The organism is Petrotoga mexicana DSM 14811 (assembly GCF_002895565.1).
GTDB classification, from domain to species: domain Bacteria; phylum Thermotogota; class Thermotogae; order Petrotogales; family Petrotogaceae; genus Petrotoga; species Petrotoga mexicana.
On sequence record NZ_AZRN01000004.1, the window covers coordinates 50,853 to 69,784 of the forward strand.

Here is an 18,932-nt window from a genome sequence, read left to right on the forward strand (position 1 = left end):
TTGAACGAAAAATTAGAAAGAATTTTTGATTTGCTAGCTCCAGGAAAGCCTATTAGAAAAGGTATAGACAGGATAATGGAAGCAAACTTGGGAGCATTGTTGTTTTTTTGTTCACAACCTGAAAAGCATCTTAAAGAAGGACTAATACAGTTGGGCTTTAGACTTGATTCTGATTTTTTACCCGAAAAAATTTATGAACTCTCAAAAATGGATGGGGCTATTGTCTTGAATAGCGATGGAACTCAAATTCTTGCAGCAAATACACAACTTAATCCTGATAAGAGCATTCCTAGTTCAGAAACTGGCATGAGACACAAAACTGCTGAAAAAGTGTCTATTCAAACGGGAGATTTAACCGTCGCGGTTTCTAAAAGAAGGAACATTGTTTCAGTTTATTATAATAAAATGAAATATGAACTTCTGCCTGAAAACGTTTTATTTGCTAGATTAAATCAAGAAATTACGATTGCCCAAAGATACAGACAAAGCTTTATGAACCTATTAGACTATCTAAACATTGAAGAGGCAAGGGGAAATGTAAGTCTCGCTGACGTTGTTGAGATACTTTCCAAAGGTTTACTTACGATAAAAATTATACAAAGAGCCGAAAAATACTTATTAGAATTGGGAGAAATCGCTGGAAGCGCAAAATTAGAATACGAAGAAATATTAAGAACAATCCCTAAGTATGTGGGCGCTGTTATAATGGATTACAGCTCAGAAAATTTAAAGTATCAAAAGCCCGAAGATGCCACAAGCATATTCAAAGAATTAGACTTTAACGAGTTGGTTGATCCATTCAAAATAGCGAAAACTCTCGGGTATATTGATGTTTCCTCTGAAGATGATTTAGAGGAAACAACTTTAACATCTAGAGGTTATAGAATCCTTTATTCTACTAGATTACCAACTACTGCGGTAAAAAAAGTTGTGGAAAGCTTTACAAACCTTCAAGAATTAATGAATGCCACCTTTGAAGAATTAACAAATGTAAGTGGAATAGGTAAAAGGAGAGCGGAAATAATCTTGGGGGCATTAAATAAAAAGAAAAGGGAAAAAGAAGAATTAGAAGAGGAAACTATGCAAATAATGAGTAAAGAAAAGAAATAATTATGCTGATGATCGTTTTTCAAATTAATTTTGTAAAGAATATTATAAGTTTTAGAGGTGAAGAAATATAACAATTCTGGCAAGAAACAAAAAAGCTACTCACGATTATGAAATATTAGAAACCTTCGAGGCAGGGATTTCTTTGTTAGGTACCGAGGTGAAATCCTGCAAGGCAAGAAAAATTAATTTCAAAGATAGTTTCTGTAAAATAGAAAACGGAGAATTGATTTTATACAATATTCACATTAGTCCCTATTCAGGGGCATCTATATTCAATCATGATCCAGAAAGACCTAGGAAACTTTTGCTTCATAAAAAAGAAATAAGGCGCTTGCAATCTAAAGTTAAACAGGAAGGTTTGACGATAATTCCGCTCGAATTCTATGTTAACAATAAAGGACTGATAAAGGTTAAAATCGCTTTGGCTAAAGGATTAAAAAAATACGATAAGCGCGAAAAGATTGCAGAAAAAGAGTATGAAAGGAGAATTAGAAAACAACAAAAATATGAAAATATCTGAAAAAATTTCACCAGCAATATCAATTAAGGGTTTAACAAAAAGATTTGGGAAAACGGTTGCGGTTGATAATGTTGATCTAGAAATTAATGAAGGAGAGATTTTTGGACTTATAGGTCCCAATGGTGCAGGCAAATCTACCATTATGAAGACTATTTCCACGCTTTTAAATCCTTCACAAGGAAAGGTGGAAATACTTGGAAAAGATCTTTCCAAAAACAAACAAAACCTTAGAAAGGTGATTTCTTTAGTCTCTGATTATTCTGTATTGGAAAATGATTTAACCCCTTATGAAAACCTAAAATTATTTTCTTTAGCTTCAAATATCGAAGACAGTGATAAAAAAATTAACGAGTTTTTGCATAGTTTTGGATTGGAAAAATATAAAAACAAATTAACTAAAAACCTTTCTTCTGGAAACAAACAGAAGTTGAATATAGCTAGGGCATTATTAAAATCCCCAAAAATACTTTTGTTAGATGAACCAACGAATGCCATAGATGTAGAATCCTCAAGGTTTATAAGGCGTTATATATTAAACGAAAACATCAAAAATGGAACAACAATAGTGATAACTTCCCATTATCTATGGGAAGTTGAACAATTAGCTACAAGTGTAGGGATAATCATAGATGGAAAAATTGTTATTAAAGACAATATAGAAAATATTTACAAAAGATTTGATTCTATAATTAATATTTACGAGCTCACTTTCGATGAAAAAGACCATGAAAAAATATTAACCTATTTAAAAGATCTCTCGGATGTTTTGGCAATAAAACCCGTATCCAAAGAAAAAGTAATAATCGATTCGAAAGATAATTCATTTACAATGAATAATTTCAGCGTCTCGATTAGAAAATTACGTCCAACTCTGGAAGACATATATTCTTATATAATATCAACCCCAAATCAACCATTGAAAACAAATACTTAAGGTGATAAGTTTGCTATTAAGACTCGAAAATGTCTCACATAATTTCGGTGAATTTTACCTCTTTTATGATGTCGACTTGGTTATAAATCAAAACGATAGGATCGCTTTAATAGGTAAAAACGGAGCCGGAAAAACTACTTTATTGAATATTATTTCAGGAAATATTGAGCCTATTGAAGGACGAGTGCTCAAGAAAAATGATTTAAATATATCTCTTTTAAAGCAATATAGATTAGATTTAAATAAAACAGATCCTACTTTGTATGACTTTTTAAAGGAAAGTGTCTCAAAAATTACACCTGAACACATAGTCGATAAGAACGTTAGGAGTTTGGTAGTGGGACTTGGTTTCGAAGAAGGCCAATGGGATAGAAATGTTTCTGGTTTAAGTGGTGGTGAATTGACTAGATTATCCCTCGGAAAAACTCTTTCTGAAAAAAGCGATTTATTACTTCTTGACGAACCTACTAACCATCTGGATCTCTACTCTATTGATTGGTTAATCAACTATCTCAAAAATTACAAAGGTGCAATGGTTATCGTATCCCACGACAGGACATTTTTAAAACAGTTGTGTAACAAATATTGGGAAATAAACAATTCAAAGATTTGGGAATTCAAAGGAACCTACAAAGAATACATCCAATCACGTGAAATTTATATAAATTCAGTAAATTCAAGAAAACAGAACGTAGAAAAAGAAATAGAAAGACTCGAAAAAATGATAAAGCGTTACCGAAGTTGGGGAACAGAAAAAATGGTCAGGCAGGCAGTAATCCGTGAAAGAAAATTGGAAGAGTTGAAAAATGAACTCCAAGAGATTCAAAACATCGAAGAAGAAAAAGGTATAGACGTAAAGATCCCCCAACCCACAAAAACTGGTTACAAGGTAGTAGAGGTTAAAGACCTATCTTTTTCATACAACGAAGAACAAGAATTACTAGAAAACATCTCTTTTGAACTCTACGAAGAAGAAAAATTAGCTATATTAGGAAAAAATGGTTGCGGAAAGAGCACTTTATTAAAATTATTGATAGGTGAATTAGAAAATCATGAAGGGAACATTGAATGGGGATACAATATCAAAATCGGATATTTAGATCAAGTTATATCTAATCTCTCTCAAGAATCTGACGTGTTGAATGAAACGTGGGAATTGGTAAAGGATTGGAAAGATTTCGAAGTAAGAAAGTATCTTGGAAGATTTGGATTCTATTCTAGTGAAGTGTTCAAAAAAGTAAGCGAACTCTCTGGGGGAGAACTCACCAGATTGGCATTAGCTAAAATTTTACTTGAGAAACCAAACGTTTTGATATTGGATGAACCTACCAACCATTTGGATATCCTAACAATTGAAAGTTTGGAACAAGCACTCAAAGAGTACACAGGAGCCATCATCTTTGTCTCACATGACCAATCTTTTATTGAAAACATCGCCAACAAATTTCTTTTAATAGACAACGGGGAATCCAAAATATCTGAAAATATTCAATCTCTTTTAGAAGAAATAAAAAATAACTCTTTTAAAATAAAAAAAGAAAAAAAAGTAAACAAAGAATACGAACAAAATAAAAAAAGAAAAAACAGAATAAAAACTTTAAACAATGAAATTTCAAGAATCAGGGCGGAATCGGAACTGTTATTTGAAAAGTTAGATTCAGTTGAAGCTAAACTTTTTGAGTATGGAGACGATTATAATAAGGTGTTAGAATTAATTGAAGAAAAAAACAAATTAGAAAAGGAACTTACAAAACTACAAAAACTGGAAAGTAAATATGTAGAAGAATTAAATCAACATACTAAAATCTCAAACAATAATTACGGAGGATAATTATGAAAGGCATATATTCAGATCAAACTAACTCCTATTTTTATCCCGAGGAGCCAAGCATAGATGACAAGGTAACGATTAAACTAAGAATTCCAAAATACTTAGGTAAAAGTATTGGAAGTGTTATCTTTACTCCTCAAAAAAATTTAAAAAATTATCAACATAAACCAATGCAACTCTCAAAAGAAACTACTTACTTTTATTTTTTTGAAAGTACTTTCAAAATGCCAGATAGAATTGTTAGGTACCATTTCGAAATAGATTTAATAGAAAAGGGCAAAAAAGTGTTCTATGACGCTATGGGTATTGTAGAAAATCGTGCTATTCATGACTTTGTACTCGTCGCAGATTTTAAAACTCCAAAATGGTCCCATGGTTCTATATATTATCAAATATTTGTTGATCGATTCAAAAACGGAGATGAAACAAATGATCCAGTATCCCATGAGTATCAATACGATGGTCAAGAAGTTTTAAAAAAAGATTGGAACTCACTGCCAGATCCTAAAAATGGTCATAGGGAGTTTTATGGCGGAGATTTACAAGGAGTTTTAGAAAAGATTGATTACTTAAAAGATTTAGGAGTGGAAACGATTTACCTAAACCCTATCTTTGTTTCTCCAAGTCCGCACAAATATGATACTCAAGATTACGAACATGTAGACCCTCATTTTGGGGTTATAGAGGAAGATTCGGAAGATCTGAACGAAAAGTACAAAGTCAGAACTACATCTATAAAGAACCTTGAAAAAAGCGATGAAATTCTAAAGCTTTTGATTCAAAAAGCCCATGAAAAAGATATAAAAATTATTTTAGATGGTGTTTTCAACCATTGTGGTTCTTTTCATAAATGGATAGACGAAATGGATTTATATGGTGAAGGTAGTCTACATAGGGAGGATTCCCCTTACAAAAGTTATTTTTATTGGGACAGTGCTCAAAATAACTATGAGGGATGGTGGGGCTTTCACACCCTACCAAAATTGAATTATGGAAATATTAGTTTATGGAAATACATAGCGGATATTGGGAAAAAATGGGTTAGCGAACCTTTCAATGCAGATGGATGGAGACTCGATGTTGCAGATGATTTAGGTAAATCTTTTGAGATGAATACAGCCTTTTGGAGATTCTTCTACAAAGTTGTAAAAAAGTCAAATCCTGAATCTATAATATTTGCAGAAATTTATAAATCACCTCTTGCTTGGTTAGAAAGAAAATGTTGGGATTCTATAATGAATTATATAACCTGTATGGATCCCGTTAGTTATTTTCTTACAGGCATGGAAAAACACAACGAGAATCACAAACCTGAGCTCTTTAAAAATGCTGAGTATTTCGTTAACTCAGTGAGATGGTCTTTATCTCAATTACCTATGAATAGTAAATTTATTGCATTAAACCAACTAAGCAACCATGATCATTCTAGATGGATGACAAGAACTACACAAAAAGTCGGAAGATTGGGACCGCAAACTCATGAAGAAGCTTCCCTTGGAAAGGATTTAGATGTTTTCAAAATAGGATTAGTCACAATGTTTACTCTTCCAGGATCACCAGGATTATTCTACGGTGATGAAATAGGTTTGGAAGGTTGGACAGACCCAGATAATAGGAGACCTTACCCTTGGGGAAAAGAAAGTGAAGAAAATAAAATGTTGTTTAATTTCACAAAAGAATTAATTAAAATGTACAAAGAGCATCCTGCATTGAGAAAGGGATCTTTTGATTTTCTTGATTGGAATAGTGGATACGTATCTTACGCTTCATGGAATGAAAGTGAAAATATAGTCACCATTATAAATAGAGAAGAAAAAGAGATCGATGTTGAACTGCCATTATGGCTACTCGATAAAAAAGAAGGCAATATAACTCTTTTATTCTCAACAAAAGATTTCACTTTAGAAGATAATTCTTATAATGATGGCAAAAAATCTCTGAAAATCCCAGAGAAAACTGCCCTTGTATTTAAAATTAATTGATTCGCTTTAGTTACATATATGGCTTTTTTCTAATGTTCTGTTATCTCACCCTTTAAAATATTAATTCCGTGTGGGATAAGATCCTTAACAGCTTCAAAACATTCTTTAACCGCCTTAGTACTACCTGGAAAATTGATGATTAGAGTAAATTTTCTAATGCCACAAACTCCTCTAGAAAGATATGCCATTGGGGTATTCTCCCCTGTGGCATATCTGATTTTTTCCGGAATTCCTGGAACCTCTTTTTCGATAATGTTTTTCGTAGCCTCGGGTGTAACATCTCTTGGAGCAAAACCCGTTCCTCCTGTTGTGAGTATTAAGTCTGCAATATTATTGTCGGCTACTTCTTTTAATTTTTGTTCTATTTCTTCTTTTTCATCTGGAATTATTAGGTAAAGAGTTTTAATCCAACCTTCCTCTTCAACCATCTTTATTAGTAATTCACCACTTTTGTCTTGTCTTAAACCCTTTGATCCTTTATCACTTATTGTTATTATTGCTACTTTAATCATTACTTCCCCTCCTACTCTGATACAATCGTTAATTTATCACCCGGAATCACGATGCCTCCTTCTAAAACTTTGGCGAAGATCCCCTCTGTCAGCATTATATTATCAGGATTGAATTCTCCTGCTTTCCCTATTTCGGTAATTTCGAGTAATACACTTTCACCTACTCTAAATTTGGTTCCCACAGGGTATTTATATAACTCTATCCCTTCTATGGTTATATTCTGTGCGAAGTTGCAATATCCATCTTTTAAATTTAAATTCTTTTCTTTCACTATCTTTTCAAGGCTTTCTATGCCCAACAGACTGACTTGCCTATGACTTTTTCCTGCATGATAGTCACCCTCAACGCCATAATTAGTTATAATGTTTATTTTATCTTGTACTTTTTTGAGCATTCCTCTTTTTTCACATTTACAAACTTTGACTACTTTACCTTCTCTACTCATCGTTTTCTCTAACATAAGTTCCACTTTTACCTCCAGTCTTTTTGAGTAATTTTATATTTTTAATCACCATATCTTTATCTACAGCCTTACACATATCGTACACAGTTAAAGCCGCTATTGAAACACCAGTAAATGCTTCCATTTCAACCCCCGTTTTGCCTGTTGTCCTCACCGTTGCGTAGATACCTAAAGTTGTGGCATTTTCAAATTCAAATTTTATATCTATGCCGGTTATCAACAAAGGGTGACACATTGGGATTAACTCAGCTGTTTTCTTAACACCCATAATTCCAGCCACTCTTGCAGTTTCTAAAACAGCTCCTTTTTCTATCTGACCATTCTTTATCCTTTCAAGGGTTGATTCTTTTAGCTTTATCTGTCCATAGGCTATAGCTTCTCTTTTGGTTTCACCTTTATCTGTAACGTCAACCATCTTTGCTCTACCTTTTTCGTCTATATGGGTAAATTCTTTCATACCTATCCTCCAATTTGAGACATATTTTTCTTTGGGAAGAAATTATTTTTGTAAAAGTTGTGACTAATAGGTTTAAGAAGAAGAGCTTTTTCAAACTTTTCTCTCACACCTTCTGTAGAAATCTTCCCATCTTCATCGCGCATATTTACTTCAACATCGCTGGCAAGACAAGGCCTCAAAAATCCATCAGCGGTTAATCTCATCCGATTACATGTTGAACAAAAGTTATGACTAATAGCGGTGATAAACCCTACAGTTCCCTTTGCCCCAGGGACTTTGAAATCCTTTGAAGGGCCATTATTTTTTATATTTACAGGGACCATACCCATCTTATTGATAATTTTTTCCTTGAATTCGTTTAGAGATACATAATAATTACCAGAAAGAAGGCTTGTTTCACCCATAGGCATATATTCAATAAATCTCACGTGTAGATCTTTATCCTTTGTGAGTTCAACAAAACTTTCCAATTCACTATCGTTTAAACCCTTCATCACAACGGTATTAATCTTTACTGGATTTAAGCCAACTTCAAGTGCTGCTTTAATCCCTTCAATTGCTTGTGAAAACTCGCCCCTTCGAGTAATTGTTTTATAGGTATCGGGATTTAAAGAATCAAGACTTATGTTAACCCTAGACAAACCTGCCCTTTTTAAAGCAAAAGCATATTTTGGTAGAAGAACACCATTGGTTGTCATAGTAATATCTTCAAGTGCAGAAATTTTCCTTAACTCCTTGATTAAATCTACTACGCCTTGCCGAACAAGAGGTTCACCACCTGTGATACGAACTTTTTTTATACCAAGTTCAGTACCTACTTCAACAATTTTGATTATTTCTTCGTATCTTAGAATACTGCTATGGGGCTTGAAAGTTACACCTTGGGGTGGCATACAATAAATACAACGTAGATTACATCTATCTGTTATCGATATTCTAAGATAATCGATACTTCTTCCGTATTTATCAATCATTATAATTAAACTCTCCTTTTTAAGACATTACTTCTCCTGTATTATCTGTTCTATAACCACCTAATGCAATTACTTGGCTTTTAAACTTTTCAGAATTAATCACCTCTATAATTTTTTTCATCCTTGTATCTTGTAGAAAGTCAATTGGAATTATAAAATCATATCTTTCTTCTAAAAGAGGTATAAAATCCAAATCCATAGCATCGGCAGCTGCTTTTATCCCTAATCCTACATCTGCAGATTTATTTGCAACGGCTGCTGCAACAGCAGTGTGGGTGAATTCTTCTCTCTCGTATCCCCTAATTGATTTTGAAGGTATCTCCTTTTTGTTTAACCAATAATCTAATAATACACGCGTACCTGAGCCTTTCTGTCTATTGATGAAGTTAATATCTGGACGGCTTAAATCCTCTATCTTTTTCAATCCCAAAGGGTTACCTTTTGGTACAATTAAACCCTGTTGTCTCCAAATTAAATTCACCATAGTTACTTTTTTATCACCTAAAATCTCTTTAACGTAAGTTTTATTGTACGTTCCACTTTGTGGATCCAAAAGGTGGGCCCCTGCCAAATGACACTCACCTCTTTTAAGCGACATCAACCCGCCCATACTCCCCACAGATTGAATGTTAAAGTTAAATCCAAGTTTTTGAGATTTTATTTCATTAACCAATATGTCTAATGAATAATCATGGCTTCCAATGAACAACACGTTTTTTGAAATGGAGGAGATGGGTTTCAAAATATATATTTTCACCTTTTCGTTGATACCTATTCCTTCAGATTTTTCTGGGACAGGCATAATACCATCTGCATTCACCAGTGACTCCATGGCAGCCGATCCCCTTTTTCTGGGAACCGCTACGTATTCTCCGTCAATAAAAGCTAAATTAACCCTTAAAAATTCTTCCAACCCAACTTGTGAAGGAACTTTTCTACGAACAACCGCATTTATATATGGCATTTCTGGAACGCCCAAACTTTGCATCTGATACACAAGTGTCCGTACAAAAATATAATAATTCAGCAACGCAGAGAGGGGATAACCAGGTATACCAATTACCGGCTTGCCTTTTATAATACCTAGAATAACAGGTTTACCTGGCATTATATTAATGCCATGCACAATTACTCTTCCCACCTCATTTAAAATTTTCTCAGTGTAATCTTCCCTACCGGCAGAAGAACCAGCTATAATGACCAAAATATCATTTTTCTCTACCTCATCCAACACTTTTTTCTTGAGATCTTCATATTTGTCAGGGAGGATCTCTGTAATTGAAACTTTTGCTCCCCATTGTTCGCCATAAATCTTCATTATAGTCGAATTGAAATCAACAAGTTGGCCTTTTTCTGGTTCCTGATTGGGTGGGATAATTTCATCACCCGTTGGAATGATCCCTATCAAAGGCTTTTTTTTGACATTAATTTCTTTCACACCTGCTTCTAATAAAGCTCCCACATCATAAGGCCGTATCATATGATTTACCGGGAACATTAATTGCCCTTTCATCACACTTTCTCCAATAGCTCTAATATTTTGCCATGGTGTAGCGCTTTTTTCTATAATGTAAAAATCGCCTTCATCATTTATTTCTTCTATCTTAATAACCGCATTAAATCCTTCTGGTATCGGATCCCCAGTATCAACTATAACCGCATCTAACCCTTTTTTCAACATTAATGGATTCGTTTTACTGGCTCCATATGTATTTGAAGCTTTAACCGCTATACCATCCATTGCGGAAGCATAATAATGTGGCCCAAACCTTTTTGCATATATAGCTTCTCCTGTGACTCTACCACTAGAATTTTCGGCTTTAATATTCTCTGTTTCAATAGAATAATCTTTGAAAATCTTAAAATATTCATCCATAGCTTTTTCTAAAGAGACTTTTTCTAAATATATTTTACTCATTTATCCACCTTCTTGAATTCAATTTACTACCTTGAAAAGCTCTTATATAGCGCCCCTTCGCCCCGCTTCCCACCCATAAGGAAAAGACTGGCAGCCTCTTTGTCCTATTGCCCACCTATAAGGATAAAGGAGTTTTAGCCCATTTACCCTCAGCCTAACCATAAAGATAAATAGAATTAGTATAAATAGACATCTACCGTTTCTTCTTTATTGAGTCCTTCTTTGTTAGCATCTATTTTTATATAACCATCTGCATAAACAAATTTTGATATCATTGCTGATTCACCGACTATCGGCTCAGCGATGTGATTCTTTTCAGCAGTTTCAATCAATCGAACTGGGATGTACTCTTCTCTTCCCTTGTCGGAATCCAAATTTCTACTTAACTTTGCTTTAATATTACATTTTATGCTTTTTTCTTTTATACCCATTATCTTCTCTACCAATGGTTTAACAATCACCTGGGTAATGATAAAGGATGATGAAGGGTGGCCGGGTAAGCCTAAAATAGGCTTGCCTTCAACTACTGCAAAAATTGTAGGTTTACCGGGCTTGATCGTAATTCCTTGAGACAATACACCAGGTTCCCCTAAAGAATTCAAAACTTCTACCGTCATGTCTTTGACTCCTACAGAACTACCTCCAGAGATCAGAATCAAATCGCAATCTAAATTGTTTTTTATATTCTCTCTCAAAAAATCAAATTTATCTGGAATTATCCCAACGTATCTAATTTCTGCACCTACTTCTTCTAATGTTGTTCCTATTGTGTAGCTATTTATATCCCTGATTTCACTGACTCCAGGAACACTTTCAGGGGAGACTAATTCGTCTCCTGTGGCAATTACAGCTACTTTTGGTTTTTTATAAACTTCAACATCAGTTATTCCTAAGCCTGCTAGAGCACCTACATCCTGTGGCCTGATCTTATGGTATTTATTTAAAAGTACCTTCCCCTTAGGAATATCTTCACCCTTATAAACTACATTTTCACCGACTCCGACAGAACGATTGATTTCAATCATTTTTTCACCAACGTAATCAACATATTCTACCATAACGACCGCATTTGATCCTTCTGGCAACATTCCACCCGTTGGAATTTTTACAGCCTCACCAACTTCAACCCTTACCTTTGTTTCTTGCCCCATAAACACTTCACCTTTAACGTTCAAATAGATAGGCATACTTTCCGAGGCACCAAAAGTATCCTCCGCTTTCACAGCGAAACCATCAACAGTTGATCGGCTAAAAGGTGGAAGATCGATGGGAGAAAATAAATCCTCCGCTAAAATTCTCCCATTTGACTCTTTAAAGTTTATCGTTTCTGATGGTAACGAGCCCTTATTTAGGCTTTTATCGACAATTTCCCAAAACATTTCTGGGGTATTTAAATCCAAGAATTCAGACATACTTAGCCTCCGTCTCTATTTGAATAAACCAAGCTGACAGTACCGAACTTTGATGTTTTGATCATCCAACAATTTCCCAAATTTAGGTAATTTGATATTCAATGCTTTACAGATAGCGTGTGCATTAAAACAACTCACTTGTTCAAAATTAATCTTGAATTTCATACTGTTTCCGTCTTTGATTAACTCTTCAAGGTTTTCTCTATTGATTATAATATCGGCTTTACTTTTGGCTTTAGTTGCCGATTCTTTTTCTTGTGTATCATCAGAATCAATGTAAAAAACTAAAGTTGGTCTAACAAAATCTAGGATACTGTTTCCTTCAATGATCAAATATTCTATATCCTCATCTAAGAGCTTGCGTGCCCTTCTATAACCTTCCAACAATCCTTCATAATTTGTTTTTAGTAAGATTACATTTTGCGCTCCAGATCCTTTAAAAAGCGAAGTATCTTTACCTTTCTCGTTGATAATTGAAGGATCATCCGTAACTTCTATTTCCTTATTATTTTTATGGAGAGACGTTTTTATCACTCCAACGTGACAGTTTAAATTCTTTATCATTTGTGAAATTAAAGTAGATTTACCTACATTACTCGATTTTCCACCAACAACGATCGTAACCAAAAAAAGTTCCTCCCATCTTAGTAAACATGCACCGCAGAGGCTTTGAATGTAACAAAAACCTTTTTATTTTCTACTAAATTTAACTCTTTCAACGACTGCCTTGTTATATACACCACCAAAGGAATACCGATATCCACAGTAACATGAACTATAGATAATTGTTCACAAATCCGTTTTATTACTCCAGGGAAAACATTCCTAGCGCTTGAATCAAGAGGTTTTATAGATAACAATATATCTTCAGGTCTGATAGAGATATTAACGTTCCCTTTCTTTTCAGTAGCCACCCTTATTTTCAATCCATTTACTGAAACATAGGTATCAGAATCATCATTAATTATTTCTCCTCGAAAAATATTTCTAACCCCTGTAAATTGAGCAACAAAATCAGAATTCGGTTTGTTGAACACATCTTTTGAATCACCATCTTGAACGATCTTCCCATCTTTCATTATAGCGATTTTATCCGCTAAAGAAAATGCTTCATTAAAATCATGTGTTACATGAATTGTAGTAGTCTTGAGCTGTTTATGTAAGTTCTTCAAATCTTCTATAAATTTTTCTTTTGTTTGAGGATCTAATGCACTTAAAGGTTCATCTAACAACAAAATTTGTGGAGAAGTAATTAAAGCCCGTGCAAGAGCTACTCTTTGTTTCTCTCCTCCACTTAGATTCTTCGTTTTTCTTGTGAGTAAATGTTCTATGCGAAAAAGCTCTACTATGTTGTTTAATAGATATCTAATCTCATCTTTTTTAACTCTCCTCGATTTTAATCCAAAAACAATATTCTCTTCCACATTTAGATGTGGAAAGAGCATGTAATCCTGATAAACCATTCCAATATTTCTCTCTTCAGGAGGTAAATTTGTAATTCTTTTCTCACCAATAAACACATCCCCAAAGTCGGGTTTTATTAAACCTGCTATAATCTCAAGAATCACTGTTTTACCTACACCTGTTGGCCCCAAAATTACAAAATACTCGTTATCTTCGATATTCAAACTGATATCTTCTAAAGAAAACTTTTTAAATCTCTTCGATATATTCGCGATTTTAATCAAGTTCGTTTTCCCTCTCTCGACCTTCCACTGAATTCTTTCTGTTTATGAGTGTTAAAAAGATAAACACAATGAGACTTGTTATCACCATAATGGCTGCAACGGGGCTCGAATACTTCAATCCAAAGGAAGTAAATCTCTCGTAAATAAGTACCGACGCCGTCATTGGATGATAAGCTAAAATAACAACCGCTCCAAATTCAGATAATCCTCTTGCCCACATCATAAGTGAACCAGAAATTAAATGGTTAAAATTCAAAGGTAGCGATACTTTGAAGAAAGTTCGAGCAGAGGATGAACCCAAACTTCTAGCAACCTTTTCCAATTTAACATCGATAGATTTGAACCCTTCTTTAACTTCATTCACCAAAAAAGGCATACTAACAAACATCATTGCAACAACTATTCCTGCAAATTCGCCAACGAACTCTATTCCAAATATCGAGAAGAACCTTCCTAGAAAAAAATTACGACCAAAAACCATCAAAAGCGCTATACCAGCTGCTGTATGTGGTATTATAACGGGGATATCTATTAAACTTTCAACAAAAGATTTACCAAAAAAATCTTTACGAGCAAGTAGGTAAGCCAAAGGTACCCCTAACAATATGGAAATTAAAGTTGCAACCAACGATGCACTGAAAGTAAGCAATATGGAAGTGTAAACTTCTTCTTCTTTTACAGTGTCGATAAGAACTTGCGGTTCAACTCCAAAGATAAGCTTGGCTACTGGGGTAGCTATGAAAAACAACAATAGTATCCCCAAAAAACTAAGTATTAATTCGAACCATGCTTTTTTAATCATTCGCTCCACCTTTTAAGAAGTCTTGAATCTCGTAAGGAGCTTTTTCAATGTTTACACCTTCTGGGGGATTAATTGGCGGTTGCCCATTTTCTTCCATGATGGCTTGTCCTTGTTGGCCAATGACGAATTTAATGAAAGCAATTGCTCCCTGTGGATTTGGAGCGTTCTTAGGAATGGTTAAAGCATATACCATAGGTTGCCCTACTTGCGTTATCATCTCACCTGGCTCTTTACCCGTTACATCAAAAGAAGCTGTTGCATAAAAATCGGCATATTTTGTACTTTTTAAATTAATTTGTTCTGGTAATTCCACGTAGGGCATTTGATGTTGCAATGCTACAGATTTATAAATGAAAATATAATCCAGTTCTCCTGCCTCTAATAATGCAATTAAATCTGTTTCTTTTGGTCTAACGTTTTTTGGTGGACAGTTATCAGCAAGTTTTTGATATAGATTATCCACTCCATAATATTTTTCTGCTAATTTCCAAACAATCTGACTTCTGTATCCACAAGGATCAGCATTTGGATCCGAATGACCGTACTCAACATCTGGGCGCAAAAGAATCTCATACCAATTGTCAGAATTAATCTCATCTTTGTAACGAGAATTTTCTGTGTACATTATTACCATCTCGTTGTTGGCAAAATTTATGTACCATTCTGTGTACTCAGGGATCATCAGATTTTCGATAACGGTATAATCCGCAGAACCTATAACATCCGCTTCCTTTCCAAGATCGGTAACCTTTCTAACAGCTTCTCTACTTCCCGCTGCTTCCCTAATAACATCTGTTCCTGGATACTGGCTTTCAAACGCTTTTTCAATTTGTGCAAAGGGAACGCTTAAAGACCCTGCATGGAAAACTATAATCTCCCCGCTAATCTCTTCACCCATCATCATCGTCCCAATTAAAAAAACAAATAACATAAATGTGTACTTATAAAAGCTTTTCATTATTTCCTCTCCTCTTATCTAAATTTTTTTATCTGAGTTTATAAACTCTAAAACTAATTTATCCAATCTCTACTGTGCAATCAACCTAGAAGATTGAGGAAAGGAGAACAGCTTAAAAAAATAATGACATTACAAAATAAAAAAACCGGCGTGTGAAGACACCGGTTCATAATGTGTCTCCTTTCCTAATGCGGGAGGCATAGAAGTTTCCTTCTATACCCTATCGTCTAAGTCACCATAGAATAAATTCCTTAGGTAACATAGATCGAAGACATTATAAAATGTATATGAAAAAAATTGTTTTCAAAAGAACTTAAATATTAAAGTTATATATTCACAACTTCTCTCGTAGGAGCCTTGAACATCGAATAACTTAACGCACCTTTTATTGCTTCATTCAATAGATGACTTATATCCCATTGATTTTTCATCGCTGCTAAATAAACCCCTGGATTTAGAACGCCTCCAACAAAGATAAAACCAACAAGTTTGCCATCTCTCACCAGAATTTTATGGTAGCTTCTGCCTTCTTTTTCCTTATAAACGTCGTAAGCATCCTCTTTACTTATGCCTCCCGTGAAAACAACTTCTCCAAATAAATTGACTATGTTTCTAGATACTTCTTTGGGATATTTCCAAGAATAACCCGCCATATTGGTGGCAGCTATCCTTGCTTGTTCCATCGCAACAGGCCATAAGGCATGTATTTCATATTCATCAGAGATTAAATCTATGGATTCCGTCACATCCCCTGCTGCATAAACATCCTTAACAGAGGTTTCCATATATTCGTTTACCAAGATGCCAGTATCACATTTAATAGGCGTTTTTTCGAGAAAATCTATACTCGGCTTAACTCCTTTTCCTACAACAACACAACTACCTTGAATTACTTTGCCTGATGAAAGAAATACATTTACGTGATCTCCTTCTTCTTGAACCTTAGTTATGCTTTCACCCGTTATTAACTCCATTCCACTTTCTATAGCTCTTTCAGCAATAATTTCTGAGCCTTCTTCATCAACGATCTGAGACAACATCCTTGACGATCTTATAACAAAAGTACCCGGTATATTAAGTTCTGCTAAGGCATCAGCAATCTCAGAATTAACCAATCCCGCACCAGAAAGTATTACTCTTTTAACATCGCTTTTGTTCAATTTATCTTTCAATTTATCCATATCTGAAAGATTTCGCACCGTTAGCACTAACGGAGATCCTTCTAACTCCATATCCGGAACATATGGTTCCGCTCCAGTTGCTATCAACAATTTATCGTAGGAAAATGTTTTGTTTTGAGCAGTTTCTACCTTTTTTCTTTCAACATCAATGTTGACAACCCTTTGCCCCAGTAGAAGTTTAGCCTTAGATGGATGGGGAAGAAACAGATAATCTCTTTTTTTCACTTTATTTGACAATAAATAAGGTAGAGACATTTTACTGTAGGGGAATACTTCTTCAGCGGATAATATAGTAATTTCCCCTTGAGGATCCAGAGATTCTAATGTTCGAGCAGCATTTAAGCCGGCTGCACTAGCTCCAACGATAACGTGTCTCATTTTAAAATCTGGACCTCCAATTCTTTAAGTTTTTCGTCTGTGGGAACACTGTCTTTATCCCATCCTCTTAACTGATAGTATTCGTCTAACATCTTTCCAAGATCTTCTACATGACCTTTCGAAGGACCAGTTTTGATTGGCTCATTTAATATTCTCGGTGGTAATGTATCATCCTTTCTCGTAAAGCCTGCTTTTAGATTGAAAAGCTTTTCAATATTCCAAATTCTTTCTCCAATTTTCATGAACTCTTGAGCATCTATTGAAAAACCTGTTGCAGTTGACACCATCTCGGCTAACTCATTAGCACTGAGACCAAAAGTCGTGAACAAACATATTCCTGAAGAATCAAGTGCTGATGTCAGATCTTGTAAAGTTTTGATTAAAGCTGCTTTGCCTTCATAAGCGTACTGATCAGCGTCTCCCAATACCTCTACGGCTGTTCCATATCCTCTGACGTGGCAAGCACCACGATTACTAGTAGCATATTCTAAACCCATACCTTTGATACCCCTTGGATCGTATGCAGGGAACTCTTGTTTCTTCGCCGACATAGAAAGTTCTGGATGACCATAATGTTCCGCTAAACGATAGGAGCCTTGAGCTAACAATTTACCAAAATCTCCTTCTTGTTTGCACGCTAATTCCACAGCTTTTAACATAGCTTCTGCTGAACCAAATCTAAGCTCAAAGGGGGCATCTTCCTTGGGCATATATCCTTTTTCGTACAATTCCATGGCACAGGCGACCGTTGAACCCATAGAGATAGTATCGATTCCATATTTATCACAAAGATGATTGGCGCTTATCACCGCATCAAGATCTGAAACACCGCACATTGCACCAAACGACCAAACTGATTCGTATTCTGGACCTCCCCCAATAGTACCTTTATATGGTCCACTTTTTACCACCGTTACTCTGCCACAAGCTATAGGACACTCTGCACATCCTTCATTTCTAATTAAGTTTTTCTCCCTCAGTGTTTCTCCACTGATTTTATTTGCCTCTGGGAAATAAGCATCTTGGGCATTATTAGTTGGAAACGCACCAACACCATTAATAACATTTACCAACATGGCGGTACCCAACATAGCAGCTCCTTGACCTGCAAAGGCGTCTTTACTCAAAATATCTCTAGCCTTATAAATTGCTTTCATAAAAGCTTCAGGATCAGCCACTGGAGTATCTTCATTACCTCTAACGGCTATACCTTTTAGGTTCTTGCTTCCAACTGCCGCACCAACACCGGTTCTTCCAGAAGCCCTGTGACCATTGAACATTACGCTAGAGATACGAGAAAGTTTTTCTCCTGCTGGCCCAATCGTCATGGTTTCAGCCAAGGGATGTGTTTGTTCTCTGATTAGTTCGTCACTTTCGTCAGCCAATTTCCCCCATATTTCCTTTGCGGATCTGATTTCTACTTTACCTTTGTTAATCCATATATATACGGGTTCGGCTGATTTTCCTTCAACAACGATCATATCGTATCCTGTGTGTTTCAAAGCGGGACCAAAATGTCCACCTGCATTAGAACATGCAATAGCTCCATTCAAAGGGCCTTTGGTGATTACCATAGTTCTTCCAGAAGAAGGGGCTAATGTTCCATCTAAAGGACCAGTGGCAAAAATGACCTTATTTTCTTCAGAGAGAGGATCTATTTTCGGATCTATTTCTTCCAACAACAAACGAGTCCCATACCCTCTACCTCCTAAGTATTTCTGAGCCCATTCTTCATTCAATGCTTCACTTTTTACTTCTTTGGTTGTTAGGTTTACTCTCAATAATTTACCTTTAAATCCACCTTTTATCAT

General features: G+C 35.1%; 17 protein-coding genes and 1 riboswitch. Of the genes, 5 read left to right on the forward strand and 12 right to left on the reverse strand.

The genetic code is table 11. From position 1 onward, the window contains the following. The 5 genes from disA (at window position 1) to X927_RS01180 (ending at window position 6,377) form a co-directional block, all read left to right on the forward strand. On the forward strand, window positions 1-1,110 hold the full coding sequence (gene disA, locus X927_RS01160) for a DNA integrity scanning diadenylate cyclase DisA (protein WP_103076288.1): 1,110 nt from the start codon (window positions 1-3) through the stop codon (window positions 1,108-1,110). Window positions 1,111-1,177: 67 nt separating this feature from the next. Next, the gene (gene smpB / locus X927_RS01165; protein WP_103076289.1) at window positions 1,178-1,630 is read left to right on the forward strand and encodes an SsrA-binding protein SmpB; all 453 of its coding nucleotides are present in this window, start codon (window positions 1,178-1,180) and stop codon (window positions 1,628-1,630) included. Continuing rightward, window positions 1,587-2,564, forward strand: a complete 978-nt coding sequence (locus X927_RS01170; RefSeq protein WP_245855439.1) for an ABC transporter ATP-binding protein — start codon at window positions 1,587-1,589, stop codon at window positions 2,562-2,564. The genes smpB and X927_RS01170 overlap by 44 nt, the downstream gene beginning before the upstream one ends. A 1-nt stretch (window position 2,565) precedes the next feature. Next, complete coding sequence (gene abc-f, locus X927_RS01175; RefSeq protein WP_245855440.1) at window positions 2,566-4,395, forward strand: ribosomal protection-like ABC-F family protein; 1,830 nt, start codon at window positions 2,566-2,568, stop codon at window positions 4,393-4,395. Window positions 4,396-4,397: 2 nt separating this feature from the next. Next, window positions 4,398-6,377 (forward strand): glycoside hydrolase family 13 protein, encoded by a 1,980-nt coding sequence (locus X927_RS01180; protein ID WP_103076291.1) that lies wholly within the window; start codon window positions 4,398-4,400, stop codon window positions 6,375-6,377. Window positions 6,378-6,406: 29 nt separating this feature from the next. Here the strand turns inward: X927_RS01180 and X927_RS01185 are convergent, their stop codons facing one another. The 12 genes from X927_RS01185 to X927_RS01240 form a co-directional block, all read right to left on the reverse strand. Continuing rightward, complete coding sequence (locus tag X927_RS01185) at window positions 6,407-6,889, reverse strand: MogA/MoaB family molybdenum cofactor biosynthesis protein (protein WP_103076292.1); 483 nt, start codon at window positions 6,887-6,889, stop codon at window positions 6,407-6,409. Window positions 6,890-6,900: 11 nt separating this feature from the next. Next, entirely contained in the window at window positions 6,901-7,350 is a 450-nt protein-coding gene (locus X927_RS01190) for an MOSC domain-containing protein (RefSeq protein WP_342750008.1), read from the reverse strand. Then, a complete protein-coding gene (moaC, locus tag X927_RS01195) occupies window positions 7,328-7,810 on the reverse strand; it encodes a cyclic pyranopterin monophosphate synthase MoaC (protein ID WP_103076293.1) in 483 nt (160 codons plus the stop codon). Before moaC ends, X927_RS01190 begins: the two co-directional genes overlap by 23 nt. Window positions 7,811-7,812: 2 nt before the next feature. Next, entirely contained in the window at window positions 7,813-8,784 is a 972-nt protein-coding gene (gene moaA / locus X927_RS01200) for a GTP 3',8-cyclase MoaA (protein WP_103076294.1), read from the reverse strand. A gap of 19 nt (window positions 8,785-8,803) precedes the next feature. Further along, entirely contained in the window at window positions 8,804-10,702 is a 1,899-nt protein-coding gene (locus X927_RS01205) for a molybdopterin biosynthesis protein (RefSeq protein WP_103076295.1), read from the reverse strand. Window positions 10,703-10,878: 176 nt separating this feature from the next. Then, the gene (locus tag X927_RS01210) at window positions 10,879-12,114 is read right to left on the reverse strand and encodes a molybdopterin molybdotransferase MoeA (protein ID WP_103076296.1); all 1,236 of its coding nucleotides are present in this window, start codon (window positions 12,112-12,114) and stop codon (window positions 10,879-10,881) included. A gap of 15 nt (window positions 12,115-12,129) precedes the next feature. Further along, window positions 12,130-12,741, reverse strand: coding sequence for a P-loop NTPase family protein (locus X927_RS01215; protein WP_103076297.1), 612 nt, complete (start codon window positions 12,739-12,741; stop codon window positions 12,130-12,132). Between the two features lie 17 nt (window positions 12,742-12,758). Then, on the reverse strand, window positions 12,759-13,802 hold the full coding sequence (wtpC, locus tag X927_RS01220) for a tungstate ABC transporter ATP-binding protein WtpC (protein ID WP_103076298.1): 1,044 nt from the start codon (window positions 13,800-13,802) through the stop codon (window positions 12,759-12,761). Beyond that, window positions 13,795-14,604 carry an ABC transporter permease gene (locus X927_RS01225; RefSeq protein ID WP_103076299.1) on the reverse strand — a complete coding sequence of 270 codons (810 nt, stop codon included), beginning with the start codon at window positions 14,602-14,604 and terminating at the stop codon, window positions 13,795-13,797. Before X927_RS01225 ends, wtpC begins: the two co-directional genes overlap by 8 nt. Further along, a complete protein-coding gene (gene wtpA, locus X927_RS01230; protein ID WP_103076300.1) occupies window positions 14,597-15,562 on the reverse strand; it encodes a tungstate ABC transporter substrate-binding protein WtpA in 966 nt (321 codons plus the stop codon). Before wtpA ends, X927_RS01225 begins: the two co-directional genes overlap by 8 nt. A gap of 161 nt (window positions 15,563-15,723) precedes the next feature. Further along, window positions 15,724-15,845, reverse strand: a riboswitch (molybdenum cofactor riboswitch). 43 nt (window positions 15,846-15,888) lie between these two features. Next, entirely contained in the window at window positions 15,889-17,121 is a 1,233-nt protein-coding gene (locus X927_RS01235; protein ID WP_103076301.1) for an NAD(P)/FAD-dependent oxidoreductase, read from the reverse strand. After that, the gene (locus X927_RS01240) at window positions 17,118-18,932 is read right to left on the reverse strand and encodes an aldehyde ferredoxin oxidoreductase family protein (RefSeq protein ID WP_103076302.1); all 1,815 of its coding nucleotides are present in this window, start codon (window positions 18,930-18,932) and stop codon (window positions 17,118-17,120) included. Before X927_RS01240 ends, X927_RS01235 begins: the two co-directional genes overlap by 4 nt.

What these genes read in the sequence shown, in the direction of transcription:
- X927_RS01170 (WP_245855439.1), top strand. Translation starts at nt 1,587, where the DNA reads ATGAAAGGAGAATTAGAAAACAACAAAAATATGAAAATATCTGAAAAA.
- X927_RS01180 (WP_103076291.1), top strand. Translation starts at nt 4,398, where the DNA reads ATGAAAGGCATATATTCAGATCAAACTAACTCCTATTTTTATCCCGAG.
- X927_RS01185 (WP_103076292.1), bottom strand. Translation starts at nt 6,889, where the DNA reads ATGATTAAAGTAGCAATAATAACAATAAGTGATAAAGGATCAAAGGGT.
- X927_RS01190 (WP_342750008.1), bottom strand. Translation starts at nt 7,350, where the DNA reads ATGTTAGAGAAAACGATGAGTAGAGAAGGTAAAGTAGTCAAAGTTTGT.
- moaC (WP_103076293.1), bottom strand. Translation starts at nt 7,810, where the DNA reads ATGAAAGAATTTACCCATATAGACGAAAAAGGTAGAGCAAAGATGGTT.
- moaA (WP_103076294.1), bottom strand. Translation starts at nt 8,784, where the DNA reads ATGATTGATAAATACGGAAGAAGTATCGATTATCTTAGAATATCGATA.
- X927_RS01205 (WP_103076295.1), bottom strand. Translation starts at nt 10,702, where the DNA reads ATGAGTAAAATATATTTAGAAAAAGTCTCTTTAGAAAAAGCTATGGAT.
- X927_RS01210 (WP_103076296.1), bottom strand. Translation starts at nt 12,114, where the DNA reads ATGTCTGAATTCTTGGATTTAAATACCCCAGAAATGTTTTGGGAAATT.
- X927_RS01225 (WP_103076299.1), bottom strand. Translation starts at nt 14,604, where the DNA reads ATGATTAAAAAAGCATGGTTCGAATTAATACTTAGTTTTTTGGGGATA.
- wtpA (WP_103076300.1), bottom strand. Translation starts at nt 15,562, where the DNA reads ATGAAAAGCTTTTATAAGTACACATTTATGTTATTTGTTTTTTTAATT.
- X927_RS01235 (WP_103076301.1), bottom strand. Translation starts at nt 17,121, where the DNA reads ATGAGACACGTTATCGTTGGAGCTAGTGCAGCCGGCTTAAATGCTGCT.
- X927_RS01240 (WP_103076302.1), bottom strand. Translation starts at nt 18,932, where the DNA reads ATGATAAAAGGTGGATTTAAAGGTAAATTATTGAGAGTAAACCTAACA.